The organism is Streptomyces sp. GL_148 (genome assembly GCF_057834205.1).
In genome coordinates, this window is sequence record NZ_CM174396.1 from 4,191,806 (window position 1) to 4,209,579 (window position 17,774).

Here is a 17,774-nt window from a genome sequence, read left to right on the forward strand (position 1 = left end):
CGCTCACCCGCCCGCGAACGGCGGGAGCACCTCGACGGTGCCCCCCTCGGTCAGCTCGACGGAATCGTGCGGGCGCTTGCCCACGGGCTCTTCGTTCACGAGGAAGGAGCAGCGCAGCAGGACCCGGGTCAGCTCCCCGGGGTGGCGTTCCCGCACGGCGTCGAGCGCCTCGGCCAGTGTCCGCGCCGAGTACGGCTCCTCCGCCGTCTTGGCCGCGGCCTTCGCCGCCGCCCAGTAGCGGATGGTTCCGGTTGCCACTGCACGCTCCTCTCGTCGGCGCTCTGCCGTCGGCCTCCATCATGAACCCTCGCGCCCCCGATCCCGGCGTGCCTCCGCGCGCCCCGCGTGCGCCCAGGCGGCCCGCACCGGGTCCACCGATACGGTGAAACCGACCCATATGCAGGTCCCGGAGGTGGTGGGAACCACAGAAGTGGAACGCTCAGAAGCCTCGGCCCGGCCCGGGAGGGTGGGCTATTCTGCTGGCGAGAGGATCCGGGCAACGTAGCCCCCGGGTCCTTTTGTGCTTTCAGCACGTTGAACGGACCGAGAACAGTGGTGTCCATCCGGGCCTCAGGGCGCGGGGACGGACGGATACCCGGCAAGTCGTACGAAGCAGTGCCGCGAAAGTCCTCGACGGGACCGAGGAGGAACCGACGTGATGGACCAGCGAACCGTCGTGCAAGTGCAGGTGCGGGCAGAGGTACAGGCGCACGCACCTGCGCACGCACACCACCAGCACCACCAGTACCACCGTCCGACCCGGGCGGGTGGTCGGGCATGAGCTCACTCCTGCTCCTGACCAATGCCCTGCAGCCCTCGACCGAGGTGCTGCCGGCCCTCGGCCTGCTGCTCCACAGCGTCCGGGTGGCCCCCGCCGAGGGCCCCGCCCTCGTGGACACACCGGGCGCCGACGTGATCCTCGTCGACGGCCGCCGCGACCTGCCCCAGGTGCGGTCGCTGTGCCAGCTGCTCCGCTCCACGGGGCCCGGCTGCCCGCTGATCCTCGTCGTCACCGAGGGCGGCCTCGCGGCCGTCACCGCTGACTGGGGCATCGACGACGTCCTCCTCGACACCGCGGGACCGGCCGAGGTCGAAGCGCGGCTGCGCCTCGCCACCGGCCGCCAGCAGCTCGGCTCGGACGATTCCCCGATGGAGATCCGCAACGGTGACCTGTCGGTCGACGAGGCGACGTACTCGGCGAAGCTGAAGGGCCGGGTCCTGGACCTGACCTTCAAGGAGTTCGAGCTCCTGAAGTACCTCGCCCAGCACCCGGGCCGGGTCTTCACCCGTGCGCAGCTCCTCCAGGAGGTGTGGGGCTACGACTACTTCGGCGGCACCCGCACCGTCGACGTGCACGTACGGCGTCTGCGCGCGAAACTCGGGCCCGAGCACGAGTCGCTGATCGGTACCGTCCGCAACGTCGGGTACCGCTTCGTCACCCCGGAGAAGGTGGAGCGGGCGGCGGCGGAAGCGGCCGCACAGGCGGCCACGAAGGCGGCGGCCGAGGCCTCCGCGCGGGCCGCGGCGGCACTCACCCGAATGGACTAGGGAGCCCGCGGGAATGACCTCCTTTGGACGCCCTGCCCAGAGGTAGGTCACCCCGCGTAGACTTCCGCGCGTGGCCAAGGTGACGCGGGATGACGTGGCACGACTTGCGGGTACTTCTACCGCCGTCGTGAGCTACGTCATCAACAACGGACCCAGGCCGGTTGCCCCGGCCACGCGCGAGCGTGTCCTCGCCGCGATCAAGGAGCTGGGCTACCGCCCGGACCGGGTCGCCCAGGCGATGGCCTCACGCCGCACCGACCTCATAGGCATGATCGTCCCCGATGCCCGCCAGCCGTTCTTCGCGGAGATGGCGCACGCGGTCGAGCAGGCCGCCGCCGAGCGCGGAAAGATGGTGCTGGTCGGCAACTCCGACTACCGCACCGAGCGCGAGGTCCACTATCTGCGCGCCTTCCTCGGGATGCGGGTCTCCGGCCTGATCCTGGTCAGCCAGGGCATGAGCGAGCAGGCCGCCTCCGAGATCGAGGCCTGGGACGCCCGCGTGGTCCTCCTCCACGAGCGCCCCGAGGCCATCGACGACGTCGCCGTCGTCACGGACGACATCGGCGGCGCGCAGCTCGCCACCCGGCACCTCCTCGAACACGGGCACCCGTACGTGGCCTGCCTGGGCGGCGTCGAGAGCACCCCCGAGGTCGGCGACCCGGTGGCCGACCACGTCGAGGGCTGGCGGCGGGCCATGCTCGAATCCGGCCGCTCGGTGGAGGGCCGGCTCTTCCAGGCCCCGTACAACCGCTACGACGCGTACAAGGTCGCCCTGGAACTGCTGGCCGGGCCGGACCGCCCGCCGGCGATCTTCTGCGCTACGGACGACCAGGCGATCGGCGTCCTGCGCGCCGCGCGGGAGCTGCGCATCGACGTGCCCGAGCAGCTGGCGGTGGCCGGCTTCGACGACGTCAAGGAGGCGGCCCTGACGGACCCGCCCCTCACCACCATCGCCTCGGACCGCCCGGCGATGGCCCGCGCCGCGGTGGACCTCGTCCTGGACGACGCCCTGCGGGTGGCGGGCTCCCGCCGCGAACGCCTGAAGCAGTTCCCGTCGGCCCTGGTCGTCCGCCGCTCCTGCGGCTGCCGCTAACAGCTGGCCGCTGATGTAACCGGCACCCCGGAGCGTGCTGCCCGCCGTGCCCGCGCGCGGCGCCGTACCCGGGGGCCAGCCCCCGGACCCCCGCGCCTCAAACGCCGGAGGGGCTGGATTTTCGCCGGCGTCAGCCCGCACGTGCACGCTCTGCGGGGGCAATTCCAGCCCCGCCGGCGTTTGAGGCGCGGGGTCTGGGGCGGAGCCCCAGGGGTCCGGGGCGGAGCCCGGGGAACGGGCGAAGGGCGGGTAGGGGACCCAGCCCCGCAGGGCCAACCCGCCCGCACCCGGCCCACTCGGCCCAACCCGGCCTTATTTCGGGCATACACGGTTCTGTCGGGCTTCTCAGCGGGGACTCAGGAACCTCTCATCATCGGCGGACACAGTCGTAGTCATGACCGAGAACCTCCGCCGCGAAGGCGAGTACCCCCAGGAAAACCGCCCCGAGCAGCCCGCCCCCTGGGGCGAGGACTGGCAGCGCGGTCGTGACCGGCTCGCACAGGACGCCGCCGCCTACCCGCCGCCGCCCTCCTACCCCCCGGCCGCCCCGGCCCCCGGCTGGCACGAGGCCCACACTCCCCCGGTCATCCAGGGCGAGACCGTCCCCCAGAGCAGCACCGGAGGCAACGGCGGCACCGGCGGCTGGGCCACCTGGGGCGAGGCCGCCCCCGCGGCCCCCGCCCCGCAGGGCCCGGGCCAGGGCCAGGGCCACGCCCGCGCCAAGCGCCCGGTCGCCCTCCTCGCCGCCGTGGCCCTCGCGGCGGCCGTCGTCGGCGGCGGAACGGCCGCCGCCGTCCAGCAGATGCTGAACAAGACCAACGGCACCGGCACCTTGGTCAACGGCAGCACCATCTCCCAGTCGAGCAACGGCACCGTCTCCGGCGTCGCCGAGAACGTCAGCCCCTCCGTCGTCCGCATCGACACCAGCACCGCCTCCGGCCAGGGCACCGGCTCCGGCATCGTGATCAGCGCCGACGGCGAGATCGTCACCAACAACCACGTGATCGACGGCGCCGCCAAGATCCAGGTGACGATGAGCGACGGCAAGAAGTACAGCGCGAAGATCGTCGGCACGGACCCGGACAAGGACCTCGCCCTCATCAAGCTGGAAGGCGCGAGCGGCCTCAAGCCGGCGAACCTCGGCAACTCCGACACCATCAAGGTCGGTGACGAGGTCGTCGCCATCGGCTCCCCCGACCGCCTCACCGGCACGGTCACCAGCGGCATCGTCTCCGCGCTCAACCGCGAGGTGAACGTCCCGAAGTCCGAGAAGCAGCAGTCCCCGCAGGACGGCTTCCCGTTCTCGTACGGGGGTCAGCAGTTCAACGGGAACACGGGCACGGACACCACCTCGTACAAAGCCATCCAGACGGACGCCTCCCTGAACCCCGGCAACTCCGGCGGCGCCCTCGTCAACATGAACGGCGAGATCGTGGGCATGCCCTCCGCGATCTACTCCCCCTCCAGCGGCAGCGGCTCCGCCGGCAGCGTCGGCCTCGGCTTCGCCATCCCCGTCAACACCATCAAGGCCGACCTCCCCTCCCTGCGCAAGGGCGGCCCCGGCGGTGACGGCAGCAGCGACAACGGCACCGGCAACGACACCGCGAACGGTTTCGGGACCTCCTTCTAACCCGACTACCAGTCCGCCCCGTGCGAGCCTGGTAGGAGACCGACCACCACCTGGGGGGACCCCGTATGAGCGCCGAAGGCGACCAGCAGCGCATCCTCGTCGTCGACGACGAACCGGCCGTACGCGAGGCCCTGCGCCGCAGCCTGGCCTTCGAGGGGTACGGCACGCAGACCGCCGTCGACGGGCTCGACGCCCTCGACAAGGCGGACTCGTACGTCCCCGACCTGATCATCCTGGACATCCAGATGCCGCGGATGGACGGTCTGACGGCCGCCCGCAGGCTGCGCGCCGCCGGCAGCACCACGCCGGTCCTGATGCTGACCGCCCGCGATACGGTCGGCGACCGCGTCACCGGCCTCGACGCGGGCGCCGACGACTACCTGGTCAAGCCGTTCGAGCTGGACGAGCTCTTCGCCCGGGTACGCGCCCTGCTGCGCCGCAGCTCCTACGCCGCCCCCTCCGGCGGGGACGGCCGGCCCGAGGACGCCGACGCGCTGACCTTCGGGGACCTGCGCATGGACCTCGCCACCCGCGAAGTCACCCGCGGCGGCCGCCCGGTGGAGCTGACCCGTACCGAGTTCACCCTGCTGGAGATGTTCCTCGCGCACCCGCGCCAGGTCCTGACCCGCGAGCAGATCCTCAAGACCGTATGGGGCTTCGACTTCGAGCCCAGCTCCAACTCCCTGGACGTGTACGTGATGTACCTGCGCCGCAAGACCGAGGCCGGGGGCGAGCCCCGCCTGGTCCACACCGTGCGCGGGGTGGGCTACGTCCTGCGCGCCGCGGGGGCCGGCGATACCGGCGGCCCGGAGTGAGCCCCACCGCCAGGTTCCGGGCCCTCCCGCTCCGCTCCCGCCTCGCCCTGCTGGTCACCGTCGCGGTGGCGCTGGCCGTGGCGGCGGTCGCCGCGGTGTCCTGGGTGATGGTGCGTACGCAGCTGCGCGACCAGCTGGACCGGTCCCTGATGTCCACGAACGCCTCCGCGGAGGTGGGGCGGCGCATCTTCGGCAACCAGCCGTGCCCGGACAAGGCGCCCACGCAGAACGACCAGAACGCCCAGGCCGGCCAGGAGATCGCGGGCAGCCTCAACGCGTCCGTACAGATCGTGACGGCCGACGGCGGGCACTGCTGGGTGAGCGGTCCGGCGAACCTGCCGGTCACCGCGCTCGACAGGCAGATCGCCGCGGGCCTGCGGGGCGCGACCCTGCACGACGTGACGACCGCCGAAGGCGTGGACATGCGCGTCTACACCCAGCCCGCGCGGGTCTCCCCGGCCTCCCCGCTCTTCGCCATCTCGGTCGCCAAACCGCTCGCCGACATCGACAAGCCCCTGTCCACCCTGGCCTGGGTGCTCGTCTTCGTCTCCGGCGTCGGCATCCTCGGCGCGGGCGTCGCCGGCCTCTGGGTGGCCCGTACGGGCCTGCGCCCGGTCGACGAACTGACCGACGCCGTCGAGCACATCGCCCGCACCGAGGACCTCACCGTCCGCATCCCCGACGAGGGCGACGACGAGATCGCCCGCCTCTCGCGCTCCTTCAACTCCATGACGGCCGCGCTCGCCTCCTCCCAGGAGCGCCAGGCCCAGCTGATCGCGGACGCCGGGCACGAGCTGCGCACCCCGCTCACCTCGCTGCGCACCAACATCGAGCTGCTGGCGCGCAGCGAGGAGACCGGCCGGGCCATCCCGCCGGAGGACCGCAGGGAACTGCTGGCCTCGGTCAAGGCACAGATGACGGAACTGGCCTCGCTGATCGGTGACTTGCAGGAGCTGTCCCGCCCGGACGCGGCCGCCCCGGGCCCCCTCGGGGTGGTGGCCCTGCACGAGATCGCGGGCACGGCGCTGTCCCGGGCCCGGCTGCGCGGTCCGGAGCTGGAGTTCGATTCGGACCTGGCGCCCTGGTACGTACGCGGCGAGGCGGCCGCCCTGGAGCGGGCCGTCGTCAACGTCCTGGACAACGCGGTGAAGTTCAGCCCGCCGGGCAGCACGGTCACCGTGTCGCTGCGCGCGGGCGAGCTGACCGTACGGGACCGCGGTCCCGGCATCCCGGCCGACGACCTCCCGCACGTCTTCGAGCGTTTCTGGCGCTCCCCTTCCGCCCGAGCCCTGCCCGGCAGCGGCCTCGGCCTGTCCATCGTGGCCCGTACGGTGCAGCGAGCGGGCGGCACGGCCGCACTGCGCGCCCCGGCGGACGGCGGCCCGGGCACGGAGGCGGTCCTCAGCATCCCGGGCGCACCGGCTCCGCCGCCCGCGCAGGCGTCAGTTGTGCCGGATCAGTGAGGCGACCAGGCCGGAGCGGGTGTTCGGGAAGTCCATCGGGACGATCCCGAGCCCGGTCCGGCCGGCCAGTTCGGCGCCGTCGACGAAGGCGTGCACCTGCGGGTTCAGGCGGTCGGAGTTCCAGCGGGGCGGCAGGGCCGCGGCCGTGCTCGTGTAGTTCATGAAGAACTTGCCGGGCTGCTGGACGGCCTTGCGGAAGTGGTTCTCGATCTTGCCCCGTTTGGCGAAGGGCTCGGCCATGTAGTCGTCCTGGATGTCGAAGACGTTGCCGTCGCCGTACCGCAGGCCGCCGGGCAGGCCGCCGTTGTCGGGGAGCAGGAGCACCTTGCCGCGGACCTGGCCGAGCGTCGGCAGCGAGTCCGCGATCTTGAAGAGCGGGCTCCAGCCCCGGTTGTTCAGGTAGTCGTCGAAGACGGCGCGGAAGGTCGCGTCGCTCTCCTCGGAGTACTCCTGCTTGAGCCGCATCAGCACGGTCTCGGAGGGGTGCGCGGCGAGGAAGTTCCAGCAGGCGGCGAGGACGTCGCCGAACATCAGGTTCTGGTAGTACGCGCCGTGGTGGATCGCGAAGGATCCGCCGGTCACCCGGCAGCGGACGTCGAGGAAGCGGATCCCGGAGCCGAGCTGGTCGGCGATGGAGGTGTTCTGGCAGGCGACGTAGAGCCCGCCCCTGGTGGCGCCCGAGTCGTGGGTGCCGGGGATGGTCATCCGCTGGAGGGCGGTGGAGTCGCCGAGGCCGCTCATCCAGTCCTGGGTGGAGAGTGCGCTCGCTGCTGCTGTGCCGGTGGCCCGAGTCGCGGCCGAGGCCGTCCCGGCGCCCGCGCCGAGCACGGTCGCGCCGCCCAGGGCGACCGCCCCCGCCAGGAAGCCGCGCCGCCGCAGCCCCGTACCCGCGCCGCCCGCATTCGTGCCCATGCCCGTGACCGTGCCCGCGCCCATGCCCGCCCCTTTTGCCGACCCAGTGGTGGCCCGGATTATGGCGCGCGGAGGCACGCATTACTACCCACGGGTAGGCATCAGCTTTCGAGCAACTCCGCCATCGCACGCAGCCCTTGGGCGAGGGACCGGCCGTCCGGCGCGTGCTCCGGGTCGGTCAGGCACTGCACCATCACCCCGGTCAGCAGGGCGATGTGCACCGACCCGAGGCTCCGTACGTCCTCCTCCGCGACCTCCTCGACGGGGACCCCGCGCAACTGCGCGGCCACCATGCGCCGGTTGCGGCGCTGCCCCTCGGCCAGGACCGCGAGCAGCTCCGGCGAGGACTGCGCGTGCACGAAGGCCTCGACGGAGGCGGTCCAGAGCCAGCGCATCTCGGCGAAGTCCCGGATCTTGCGGTCCCAGGTGTCGGCGTAGCGCTCCCGCGCGGTGTCACCCTGCCCGGTGAGCCGGCCCGACCCCGCGGCCCACTCGTCCATGGCCGCGAACAGCGCCTGGTTGAGCAGCACCTCGCGGGTGCCGAAGTGGTAGCCGATCGCGGCCATGCTCACCTGCGCGGCCGAGGCGATGTCGCGCACGGTCGTGCGGAGGTACCCCTTCTCCTCCAGGCAGCGCCGGGCTCCGGCCAGCAGGTCCTCGCGATTTCCCATGCCGGGATCGTAGCCGCGCCAAGGATTTGGGCACACGCGCTACACGCGTGTATTGCGCGCTTGCCCAAATCCTGTCAGGCTGAACTCAGGCCTACCGACCAGCACACGCGGGGAGAGCAACGCCATGCGCCACGAGCTGAAGATCGACGACCGCACCCTGTCCTACCTGGACTTCGGCGGGCCCGGCCGCCCGCTGCTGGCCCTCCACGGCGGCCTCTCCGAGGGCGCCCACTTCACCGCCCTCGCCGCCGACCTCGGCGAGCAGTGGCGGGTCATCGCCCCCGACCAGCGCGGGCACGGCGACTCCGACCTCGCCTCCGAGTACAGCCGCGCGGGCTACACCGCCGACGCCGCCGCCCTGCTGGAACACCTCGCCCCCGGCGGCCCCGTGCCCGTCCTCGGCTTCTCCCTCGGCGGGGTCAACGCCTACCACCTCGCCGCCACCCGCCCCGACCTGGTGTCCGCCCTGATCAACGTCGACGCCCCGGTGCAGAGCCCGCGCCAGGACGGCCCGTCCTTCTGGGACTTCCTGCGCGACCTCCCGTACACGGCGCCGACCCGCGAGGAACTCCTCGCCGCGCTCGGCCCGCTCGGCGAGGGGGTCGCTCCCTTCCTGCGCCCGCTTCCGGACGACTCCGGCTGGCGGCTGCCGTTCGACCCCGCGGCCACCCTGGCCACCCTCGCCGGGGACGACGCCTCCCGCTGGGACGTCTGGCTCGCGAGCAGCTGCCCGGCGCTGCTCGTCCACGGACTGCGCAGCGAGGTGCTCCCGCGGAAGCTGGCCGACGCGATGGTGGCCAAGCGCCCCGGGACCTCGTACGCCGGCCTCGACACCGAGCACTTCGTGCCCTTCCAGGACCCGAAGGGCCTCGCGGAGGCCGTACGCGGCTTCCTCGCCGCCCTGTAGGACCCCCGGGAACGCCGAAGGGGCGGCGGGCCGACGGCCCACCGCCCCTCAAGAGGCAGGTGCTACAAGAAACAGGTGCTACTTGATGACCGTGATCCGGTCCGCCACCGGCGGGGCCAGCGGCGCGGTCGCCGAGGAGTGCCCGGCCAGGTAGGCGTTGAAGATGTCCAGGTCGGACGCGCCGACCAGCTTGTTCTTGTGCTCCTTCAGGACGCCGAAGCCGTCACCGCCGCCCGCGAGGAACTCGTTCATCGCGACCCGGTAGGTCCGGGCGGGGTCGATGGCCTCGCCGTTCAGCTTCACCGAGTCCACGACGATGCGCTCGGCGCCCGCCTTGGTGGTGTCCAGGGTGTAGGAGAAGCCCTTGGAGATCTGCAGGATCTTCGGGCTCACGCCGTTGACCGGGCCGCTGACCTGCTGCTGGAGCGTGGTGATCAGCTGGGCGCCGGTCAGGTCGACGACCGTCATCATGTTGGTGAACGGCTGGACGGTGTACGACTCCCCGTAGGTCACCACCCCGTCGCCCTCGCCGCCGGCGGCCTTGTAGGCCAGGTCCGCGCGGATGCCGCCCGGGTTCATGATGGCGAGCTGGGCGCCGCCCTTGGCCGCCGGGGCCAGGGCCTCCAACTGCGCGTCGGCGATCACGTTGCCGAGCGGCTTCTCGTACTCCGACGAGCCGCGGCCCGGGATGTCGGCCGAGATGTAGCCCATCGGACGGTTCGCGATCGGCGCGGCCAGCGCGTTCCAGCGCTGGATCAGCGCGGTCAGGTCCGGGGCCTTGGGCTGGTCCCGGGTGACGACCTTCTGGACGGCCTTCGGCAACGTGACCGGCGTACGGACGATGTCCTTGGTCGCGCGGTCGTACGTCAGCGTGGTGTCCGTGTACAGCCGGCCGTACGAGGCGGCCGAGGTGACCGTGCGCGGCTTGCCCGCCGGGTCGGGGATGTTGCACGCGTACGCCTGGTGCGTGTGGCCGGTGACCAGGGCGTCGACCTTCGGCGAGATGTTCTTCGCGATGTCGACGATGGCCCCGGAGATGCCGGCGCCGGCGCCCGGTACGTCGCAGTCGTAGTTGTACGCGCCGCTCGCGGGCAGGCCGCCCTCGTGGATCAGCGCCACGATCGACTTCACGCCCTGCTTGTTCAGCTCCTCGGCGTACTTGTTGACCGTCTCGACCTCGTCGCCGAACGTGAGGCCCTTGACCCCGTCGGCGGTCACGATGTCGGGCGTGCCCTCCAGGGTGACGCCGATGAAGCCGATCTTCACGTCCCCCTTCTTCCAGATGAAGGTGGGGTTCATCATCGGACGCTTGGTCTTCTCGTCCACCACGTTCGCGGCGAGGTACTTGAAGTCGGCGCCGCCGAACTCCTTGCCGTACTCGAAGCAGCCCTCGACCGCGTGGCAGCCGCCGTACTGCATGCGGCGCAGCTCGGTCTTGCCCTCGTCGAACTCGTGGTTCCCGACGCCGCTCACGTCCAGGTCGAGGTCGTTGAGCGCCTCGATCGTCGGCTCGTCGTGGAAGAGGCCCGACACCATCGGGCTGGCGCCGATCATGTCGCCGGCCGCGGCCGTGACGGAGTACGGGTGGCCCTTGCGGGCCTCGCGCAGGCTGGTGGCGAGGTACTCGACACCGCCCGCGGGTATGGCCTTGGTGGTGCCGTCGGCCTGACGCTCGGTCACCGTGCCCGAGGAACCCTGCGGGGGCTCCAGCGTGCCGTGGAGGTCGTTGAACGACAGCATCTGTACGTCGACGGTACGGCCGTAGTCCGAGCCGTATCCGTCACCACTCGCGGCTCCGGCCGGAAGGGCGGCAACGATCATCGCACCGCCCGCCGTGGCAACGGCGAGAGCGGTGAGGGCCAACCGGCGGTTTCGGCGGAGCCGTTGTGGCGTCGCTGACATTTGGTCCCCTTTGCGGACAGCGATACATCTTGGGAGGTCTGCCGAAGCCTAGAGTCAACGCGCGTAGCGCGACAGGGGTACCGGGTATCGAGCTGGTTACACGCAGGAGACGGACGCCCGTCGGCGGAGCTGTCCGCGGGCTGTCGGCAGGCCGTTCGCGGCCCGTTCGCGGCCCGTTCGCGCGGCCGTCCGGGCGCCCGTCCGGGCCGCACCCCGCCGCTCCCCCACCGTGGTCGTAGGCTCGGTTCCATGACTGACGACGCAGCAGTGGTCCTGGAGCCGGGACGGCAGATCCAGACCCTCGACGAACTGACGGACGAACAGGCCGACGCCGTTCTCGCCCTGATCGAGGACGCGGCCCGCACCGACGGCACCACCGCCGTGTCCGAGCAGGGCCGGCTCCAGCTGCGCGGCGGAGCGCGGGAGGGGATCCGGCACTTCCTCCTCACCTCCGAGGGACGGCTCACCGCGTACGGGCAACTGGAGGACACCGACCCGGTGGAGGCCCCCGCCGCCGAGCTCGTCGTGCACCCCGCGATGCGCGGGCGCGGGCACGGGCGGGCGCTGGGCACCGCCCTGCTGGCCGCCTCCGGCAAGCGGATCCGGGTGTGGGCGCACGGCGGCAAGTCAGCGGCCCGCCACCTCGCTCAGGTGCTCGGCCTGACCCTGTTCCGCGAACTGCGCCAGCTCCGCCGCCCGCTCGGCGCGGACGCGGCCCCCCTGCCGGAGGCGGTCCTCCCCGCGGGGGTGACCGTACGCACCTTCGTGCCCGGCACCGACGACGCCGCCTGGCTGGCCGTCAACGCGGAGGCCTTCGCCCACCACCCCGAGCAGGGCTCGCTCACGCAGCGGGACCTGAACGACCGCATCGCGCAGCCCTGGTTCGACGCCGACGGCTTCTTCCTCGCGGAGCGCGACGGCGAAATGGTCGGCTTCCACTGGACGAAGGTGCACGCCGAGCAGCAGCTGGGCGAGGTCTACGTCCTCGGGGTACGCCCCGGCGCGCAGGGCGGCGGCCTCGGCAAGGCCCTCACCGCGATCGGCTTGCGGCACCTGGCCGGAGCGGGCCTGCCCACGGCGATGCTCTACGTGGACGCCGACAACCCGGCGGCCCTCGCCGTCTACGCGGGCCTCGGCTTCTCCACCCACGAGGTGGACCTGATGTACCGCACGGAGAGCTGACCGGGCCGGGGGCCGGGATTCCTCCCCGGCCCCGGACTCCCCGGCTCCCCGGCTACTCGGCTACTCGGCGCCCAGCTTGCAGGCGGCCTCCGCGGTCCCCTTGGTCACACCGGCGCCCTCGGTCAGACCGGACACGCATTCGTCCTGGGCGCCGCTCAGCGCGATGTAACAGGACGCACGGACGGAAGCCGGGGCTTCGCCGCCCTTGAGCTCCCGCTCGACCTGACTGATGCAGGCGGAAACGTCCGCGGGGGCCGCCTGCACGGCCGGAGCCGCCAGGGACGCGCCACCAAGGGCGAGGCTCAGACCGGCGAGGACACTGGCGATACGGGTCGACGTGCGCATGGGACGTACCTGCTCTCCGGAACCACGCGGGAACGACGCCGAGCACGCGCAGCCGACGTACGGCTTGGGCCCGGGCCCCGTACCGGACCGGCTCGGCAGGACATCCCTCCCTCCTACCGACGCTAGAACACCCCCGGACCCCACGCACCCGCTGGCGCCGCCCAGCGCCGTCGGTGCAGGCCGCGGCCCCGGCTTCGCAGACGCGGCCCCGGCCCGCCGCACCTGCCCGCAGCCCCACCGCGTCGGCACGGGCGGCGGCGGCCCCCGCTTCGCGGGCGCAGCCACGGCTCCCCCGCTCCCGGTCGGCACCAGACGACCCCCGCACCAGACGACCCCCGCCCGGACCCTGGAAGCCATACGCCATTAACCGGGCATTAATGCGCGGTCGCGAAGCTGACCGCATGCAGCCCCGACTCCGACTGACGGCCGACACTTCCGACGCGCCTGTCCTCCCGCGCGCGCGGAAGAATGGAGTCATGAGCCACAAGCCGAGCGCAACCCCTTCCGAGGTCCCCACCCAGCAGCCGGCGCACAAGTTCGCCTCGCCGTCCGCACCCAGCGCCGCCGATGTCTCCGATTCCGCGGCCGCCCGCGCAGCCACCCCCGAGGCCGTGGCCGCGCGCGCCGCCACCGGCGCCCATGCCCGCCTGGGGTCGATAGCCGCCCACCGCCCGCACGTCGATCTGGAACCGGATCTCGACGCGGACCTGGACGCTTACGACGACAAGGACACCGGTGAGCTGCCCGCGGGCCGCTTCCTCGACCGGGAGCGCAGCTGGCTCGCCTTCAACGAGCGCGTCCTGGAGCTCGCCGAGGACCCCACGACGCCCCTCCTGGAGCGCGCGAACTTCCTGGCGATCTTCGCGAGCAACCTCGACGAGTTCTTCATGGTCCGCGTCGCCGGCCTCAAGCGCCGCATCGCGACCGGCGTCGCCACCCGTTCGGCCTCAGGCCTGCAGCCCCGTGAGGTCCTCGACCTCATCTGGACCCGCTCCCGCGAGCTCATGGCCCGCCACGCCGCCTGCTTCCAGCAGGACATCTCCCCGCAGCTCGCCGAAGAAGGCGTCCACCTCATCCGGTGGCCGGACCTCACGGAGAAGGAGCAGGCGCGCCTCTTCACCCTGTTCCGCAACCAGATCTTCCCGGTGCTCACCCCTCTGGCCGTGGACCCCGCGCACCCGTTCCCGTACATCTCCGGCCTGTCCCTGAACCTGGCCGTGGTCGTACGCAATCCCGTCAGCGGCCACCGCCACTTCGCCCGGGTCAAGGTCCCCCCGCTCCTCTCCCGCTTCCTGGAAGCCTCCCCGCAGCGCTACGTCCCCCTCGAGGACGTCATCGCCGCGCACCTGGAGGAGCTGTTCCCCGGCATGGAGGTGCTCGCGCACCACATGTTCCGCGTGACCCGCAACGAGGACCTCGAGGTGGAGGAGGACGACGCGGAAAACCTCCTCCAGGCCCTCGAGAAGGAACTGATGCGGCGCCGCTTCGGCCCGCCGGTGCGCCTGGAGGTCGAGGAGTCCATCGACCCCGGTGTCCTGGACCTGCTCGTGCAGGAGCTGAAGGTCAACCCGTCCGAGGTGTACCCGCTCCCCGGCCCCCTCGACCTCACGGCCCTCTTCGGGATCGCCTCCCTGGACCGCCCTGAGCTGAAGTTCAAGAAGTTCGTCGCCGGCACGCACCGCGACCTCGCCGAGGTCGAGTCCGCGTCCGCGCCCGACATCTTCGCGGCGCTGCGCGAGCGCGACGTCCTGCTCCACCACCCGTACGACTCCTTCTCCACCTCGGTGCAGGCCTTCCTGGAGCAGGCCGCCGCCGACCCGGACGTCCTGGCGATCAAGCAGACGCTGTACCGGACCTCCGGCGACTCCCCGATCGTGGACGCCCTGATCGACGCCGCCGAATCCGGCAAGCAGGTCCTCGTACTCGTCGAGATCAAGGCCCGCTTCGACGAGCAGGCCAACATCAAGTGGGCCCGCAAGCTCGAAGAATCCGGCTGCCACGTCGTCTACGGCCTCGTCGGCCTCAAGACCCACTGCAAGCTGTCGCTCGTCGTCCGCCAGGAGGGCGACACGCTGCGCCGCTACTCCCACGTCGGCACCGGCAACTACCACCCCAAGACGGCACGGCTCTACGAGGACCTCGGCCTGCTCACCGCCGACTCCCAGGTCGGCGCGGACCTCTCCGACCTCTTCAACCGGCTGTCCGGCTACTCGCGCCGCGAGACCTACCGCCGGCTGCTGGTGGCCCCGCGCTCGCTGCGCGGCGGCCTGATCTCCCGGATCGACAAGGAGGCCGCCCACCACAAGGCGGGCCATCCCGCGTACGTCCGGCTCAAGATGAACTCGATCGTCGACGAGGCGCTCATCGACTCCCTCTACCGGGCCTCGCAGGCGGGCGTGCCCATCGACATCTGGGTCCGCGGCATCTGCGCGATCCGCCCCGGTGTCCCCGGGCTCTCGGACAACATCCGGGTCCGCTCGATCCTCGGCCGCTTCCTGGAGCACTCCCGGGTCTTCGCCTTCGGCAACGGCGGCGAACCCGAGGTGTACATAGGCAGCGCCGACATGATGCACCGCAACCTCGACCGCCGTATCGAGGCACTGGTCAGGGTCGCCGACCCGGCCCACCGCACGGCACTGGACCGGCTGCTGGAAACCGGCATGTCCGACGCCACCACCTCCTGGCACCTGGGCCCGGACGGCGAATGGACCCGGCACAGCACGGACAGCGAGGGCCAGCCGCTGCGGCACGTTCAGGAGATGCTCATTGACGCCCGGAGGCGCCGGCGTGGCTCAGCCAAATCATGACCTGACCGCGACGGCGGCAGGCACCGTGCTCGGTACGTACCTGCGTGCGCAGGCCACCGCGTTCCTCCGGGGCCTGCGCCTGCACGAGGAGGGCGCGGCGAGCGGCGGCGCCGAGGGCAGCGAGGCGGCGCGCAGCCTGCGGGGGGCTGCGCGCCGGATCTCCTGCTCCCTGTCCACCTTCAGGGCGGTGGCCGATTCCTCCTGGGCGGATTCGCTGCGCACGGAGCTGGTCTGGCTCTCGACGACCCTGGCCGACGAGCACGCGTACGCGGCCCGGCTGTCACGGCTGATGGACGCCCTGCAGCGGCTGTCGGGGAGCCCCGAGGTACCGGCGCCCAGGGGTACGGCGGGCTCGCTGACCGTGGGCTCCGCGCGCGCGGGCGCCCTGCTGGAGCGCCAGCTCACCCTGGCGCGTACCCGGGCCCACTCCGCGACGCTGCAGGCGCTCGGCTCCTCCCGCTTCCACGCGGTTGCGGACGCGGTGGCGGTCCTGGCCTCCGAGGTCCCGCTGGACCCGGTGGCGGCGGGCGGCCGGGTGAACGACGTCCTGGTCCCCCTCGCCGAGGTGGCTCATTCCCGCCTGTCCACGGCGGTGCACTCCCTGCCCGCCCCCTCGCCCTCGCACCCGTACGACGCGGACCACGACGGCTCGTGGAACGAGGTACGCCGCCTGCTGCGCGTCCACCGCTACGCCCAGGAGGCCCTGGGCGGCGACGTGGCCCGTCTGACGGTCGCAGGCGAGGCGCTGACCCGTCACCGGGACGCCGCGGAAGCCGCCGCGGCCTCGGCCACGGCGGCCCGCACCCCCCGCATCGCCCCGGCGACGGCGTACGCCCTGGGCGTCCTGCACGCGGACCAGCGCCACGAGGTCGAGGCCTCCCGCGCCACCTTCCAGCACATCTGGCAACCGGCTGATTCCAGCCACGCAGACACATCCAGCCCCGCCGCCAAATCCAGCCCCGCCGGCGTTTGAGGCGATCTCTCAGCCTCGCCGGCGCTTGAGGCGCGGGGGTCCGGGGGCTGGCCCCCGGCAACGGCGCCGCACCCGTCCACGGCGGTCACGCTACGGTAACGGCGGGGTAACGGGAGATGACGTCGGATGCCGAACACGGCCGGGCACACCACCCCGTCCGCCACGGTTCACCGTCCGTTCACTTACCGCGGTCGGCCGCTTCACCTGATCTGCCTAACTTCGTAGGAGCAGGGAGCGAGTCGCCCCGAACGTGGACGATTCCTCCGGGCAACCGACGTAGTCCTCTTCGCACGCCGCCCCGATTCAGAAAGCGGCCGGCGGCTTCTGGAAGGAAACACCCGAAAGTGAAGCTTCAGCGCAAGAACATGCTTCGTGCCTCCGCCCTCGGGGCGCTCGTCGTGTCCGGCGCCCTGGTCCTCACGGCGTGCGGCTCGGACGACAACACCAAGACCGACGCCGGTGCCTCGGCCAAGCCTTCCGCCGCCGTGGGCGACATCAAGTGCGACGGCGCCAAGGGCAAGCTCCTCGCCTCGGGCTCCTCCGCGCAGAAGAACGCGGTCGACCTGTGGGTGAAGAACTACATGGCCGCCTGCCCCGGCGTCGAGGTGAACTACAAGTCCTCCTCCTCCGGTGAGGGCATCGTCGCGTTCAACCAGGGCACCGTCGGCTTCGCCGGTTCCGACTCGGCGCTGAAGCCCGAGGCCCTCGAGGAGTCGAAGAAGATCTGCACCGGCGGTCAGGGCATCGACCTGCCGATGGTCGGCGGCCCCATCGCCATCGGCTTCAACGTCGCCGGCGTCGACAAGCTGACGCTGGACGCCCCCACCCTCGCCGCGATCTTCAACGACAAGATCAAGAAGTGGGACGACGAGGCGATCAAGAAGCTGAACCCGGGCGTCACGCTTCCCGCCACCGCGATCCAGGCCTTCCACCGCTCCGAGGACTCCGGCACCACCGAGAACCTCGGCAAGTACCTCAAGGCCGCCGCTCCCGAGGCCTGGACGTACGAGGCCGCGAAGAAGTGGCCGGCCCCGGGTGGCCAGGCCGCCTCCGGCTCCTCCGGTGTCGCCTCGCAGGTCAAGGCCGTTGACGGCGCGATCGGCTACTTCGAGCTCTCGTACGCCTCCTCGCAGAGCATCAAGACCGTGGACGTCGCCACCGGCGCTGCCGCTCCGGTCAAGGCCACCGGCGAGAACGCCTCCAAGGCCATCGCCGCCGCCAAGATCTCCGGCACCGGTGACGACCTGGCGCTGAAGCTCGACTACGCCACCAAGGCCGAGGGTGCCTACCCGATCGTCCTGGTGACCTACGAGATCGTCTGCGACAAGGGCAACAAGGCCGAGACCCTCTCGACCGTGAAGTCCTTCCTGAACTACACCGCGTCCGACGCGGGCCAGAAGGTCCTGACCGAGAACGGCTACGCCCCGATCCCGGTCGAGATCAACGCCAAGGTCCGCGAAGTCATCGCGAAGCTCGCCTGATACAGACCCCCGGGACCACCGGTCCGTTCCCCCCGTCCGGGGGGC

15 protein-coding genes are annotated in these 17,774 nt (G+C 71.8%); 10 read left to right on the plus strand and 5 right to left on the minus strand.

Features of this window, described 5'->3' with window-relative positions; genetic code table 11:
- Window positions 1-3 precede the first annotated feature (3 nt).
- Window positions 4-258, minus strand: coding sequence for a MoaD/ThiS family protein (locus tag AC3IYI_RS19295; protein WP_112449116.1), 255 nt, complete (start codon window positions 256-258; stop codon window positions 4-6).
- 519 nt (window positions 259-777) lie between these two features.
- On the opposite strand from AC3IYI_RS19295, the gene AC3IYI_RS19300 reads away from it, so the two are divergent.
- From AC3IYI_RS19300 to AC3IYI_RS19320, 5 genes are all read left to right on the plus strand, one after another.
- Window positions 778-1,548, plus strand: coding sequence for a response regulator transcription factor (locus AC3IYI_RS19300; RefSeq protein ID WP_243339450.1), 771 nt, complete (start codon window positions 778-780; stop codon window positions 1,546-1,548).
- 70 nt (window positions 1,549-1,618) lie between these two features.
- Window positions 1,619-2,641, plus strand: coding sequence for a LacI family DNA-binding transcriptional regulator (locus tag AC3IYI_RS19305; protein ID WP_489411349.1), 1,023 nt, complete (start codon window positions 1,619-1,621; stop codon window positions 2,639-2,641).
- Window positions 2,642-3,035: 394 nt separating this feature from the next.
- A complete protein-coding gene (locus AC3IYI_RS19310; protein ID WP_489411350.1) occupies window positions 3,036-4,271 on the plus strand; it encodes a S1C family serine protease in 1,236 nt (411 codons plus the stop codon).
- A 65-nt stretch (window positions 4,272-4,336) separates the two neighbouring features.
- Window positions 4,337-5,086, plus strand: coding sequence for a response regulator transcription factor (locus AC3IYI_RS19315; protein WP_489411351.1), 750 nt, complete (start codon window positions 4,337-4,339; stop codon window positions 5,084-5,086).
- Entirely contained in the window at window positions 5,083-6,549 is a 1,467-nt protein-coding gene (locus tag AC3IYI_RS19320; RefSeq protein WP_489411352.1) for a sensor histidine kinase, read from the plus strand. The genes AC3IYI_RS19315 and AC3IYI_RS19320 overlap by 4 nt, the downstream gene beginning before the upstream one ends.
- Here the strand turns inward: AC3IYI_RS19320 and AC3IYI_RS19325 are convergent.
- Window positions 6,529-7,461 (minus strand): phosphatidylinositol-specific phospholipase C, encoded by a 933-nt coding sequence (locus AC3IYI_RS19325; protein ID WP_489411353.1) that lies wholly within the window; start codon window positions 7,459-7,461, stop codon window positions 6,529-6,531. The two genes, AC3IYI_RS19320 and AC3IYI_RS19325, sit on opposite strands and share 21 nt — an antisense overlap.
- A gap of 101 nt (window positions 7,462-7,562) precedes the next feature.
- Window positions 7,563-8,132: a TetR/AcrR family transcriptional regulator gene (locus AC3IYI_RS19330; RefSeq protein WP_489411354.1), complete on the minus strand. Its 570-nt coding sequence runs from the start codon at window positions 8,130-8,132 to the stop codon at window positions 7,563-7,565.
- A 124-nt stretch (window positions 8,133-8,256) separates the two neighbouring features.
- Between AC3IYI_RS19330 and AC3IYI_RS19335 the strand changes: the two genes are divergently transcribed.
- Window positions 8,257-9,039 (plus strand): alpha/beta fold hydrolase, encoded by a 783-nt coding sequence (locus tag AC3IYI_RS19335; protein ID WP_489411355.1) that lies wholly within the window; start codon window positions 8,257-8,259, stop codon window positions 9,037-9,039.
- 78 nt (window positions 9,040-9,117) lie between these two features.
- Here the strand turns inward: AC3IYI_RS19335 and AC3IYI_RS19340 are convergent, their stop codons facing one another.
- A complete protein-coding gene (locus AC3IYI_RS19340; RefSeq protein ID WP_489411356.1) occupies window positions 9,118-10,941 on the minus strand; it encodes a bifunctional metallophosphatase/5'-nucleotidase in 1,824 nt (607 codons plus the stop codon).
- 249 nt (window positions 10,942-11,190) lie between these two features.
- Here AC3IYI_RS19340 and mshD point away from each other — a divergent pair, with 249 nt between their 5' ends.
- Entirely contained in the window at window positions 11,191-12,123 is a 933-nt protein-coding gene (gene mshD, locus AC3IYI_RS19345; RefSeq protein ID WP_489411357.1) for a mycothiol synthase, read from the plus strand.
- Between the two features lie 60 nt (window positions 12,124-12,183).
- Here mshD and AC3IYI_RS19350 read toward each other — a convergent pair whose 3' ends face one another.
- Window positions 12,184-12,468, minus strand: a complete 285-nt coding sequence (locus AC3IYI_RS19350) for a hypothetical protein (RefSeq protein ID WP_489411358.1) — start codon at window positions 12,466-12,468, stop codon at window positions 12,184-12,186.
- A 401-nt stretch (window positions 12,469-12,869) separates the two neighbouring features.
- On the opposite strand from AC3IYI_RS19350, the gene AC3IYI_RS19355 reads away from it, so the two are divergent.
- The 3 genes from AC3IYI_RS19355 to pstS all read left to right on the plus strand — a co-directional run bounded on the left by AC3IYI_RS19355 (window position 12,870) and on the right by pstS (window position 17,729).
- Entirely contained in the window at window positions 12,870-15,275 is a 2,406-nt protein-coding gene (locus AC3IYI_RS19355) for an RNA degradosome polyphosphate kinase (protein ID WP_489411359.1), read from the plus strand.
- Window positions 15,256-16,248, plus strand: coding sequence for a CHAD domain-containing protein (locus AC3IYI_RS19360; RefSeq protein ID WP_489411360.1), 993 nt, complete (start codon window positions 15,256-15,258; stop codon window positions 16,246-16,248). Before AC3IYI_RS19355 ends, AC3IYI_RS19360 begins: the two co-directional genes overlap by 20 nt.
- A 344-nt stretch (window positions 16,249-16,592) precedes the next feature.
- The gene (pstS, locus tag AC3IYI_RS19365) at window positions 16,593-17,729 is read left to right on the plus strand and encodes a phosphate ABC transporter substrate-binding protein PstS (RefSeq protein ID WP_489411361.1); all 1,137 of its coding nucleotides are present in this window, start codon (window positions 16,593-16,595) and stop codon (window positions 17,727-17,729) included.
- The last annotated feature ends 45 nt before the right edge of the window (window positions 17,730-17,774 follow it).

Coding starts and splice junctions, on each gene's coding strand:
- AC3IYI_RS19300 (WP_243339450.1), top strand. CDS start 778: ATGAGCTCACTCCTGCTCCTGACCAATGCCCTGCAGCCCTCGACCGAG.
- AC3IYI_RS19310 (WP_489411350.1), top strand. CDS start 3,036: ATGACCGAGAACCTCCGCCGCGAAGGCGAGTACCCCCAGGAAAACCGC.
- AC3IYI_RS19315 (WP_489411351.1), top strand. CDS start 4,337: ATGAGCGCCGAAGGCGACCAGCAGCGCATCCTCGTCGTCGACGACGAA.
- AC3IYI_RS19325 (WP_489411353.1), bottom strand. CDS start 7,461: ATGGGCACGAATGCGGGCGGCGCGGGTACGGGGCTGCGGCGGCGCGGC.
- AC3IYI_RS19330 (WP_489411354.1), bottom strand. CDS start 8,132: ATGGGAAATCGCGAGGACCTGCTGGCCGGAGCCCGGCGCTGCCTGGAG.
- AC3IYI_RS19335 (WP_489411355.1), top strand. CDS start 8,257: ATGCGCCACGAGCTGAAGATCGACGACCGCACCCTGTCCTACCTGGAC.
- AC3IYI_RS19340 (WP_489411356.1), bottom strand. CDS start 10,941: ATGTCAGCGACGCCACAACGGCTCCGCCGAAACCGCCGGTTGGCCCTC.
- mshD (WP_489411357.1), top strand. CDS start 11,191: ATGACTGACGACGCAGCAGTGGTCCTGGAGCCGGGACGGCAGATCCAG.
- AC3IYI_RS19350 (WP_489411358.1), bottom strand. CDS start 12,468: ATGCGCACGTCGACCCGTATCGCCAGTGTCCTCGCCGGTCTGAGCCTC.
- AC3IYI_RS19355 (WP_489411359.1), top strand. CDS start 12,870: ATGCAGCCCCGACTCCGACTGACGGCCGACACTTCCGACGCGCCTGTC.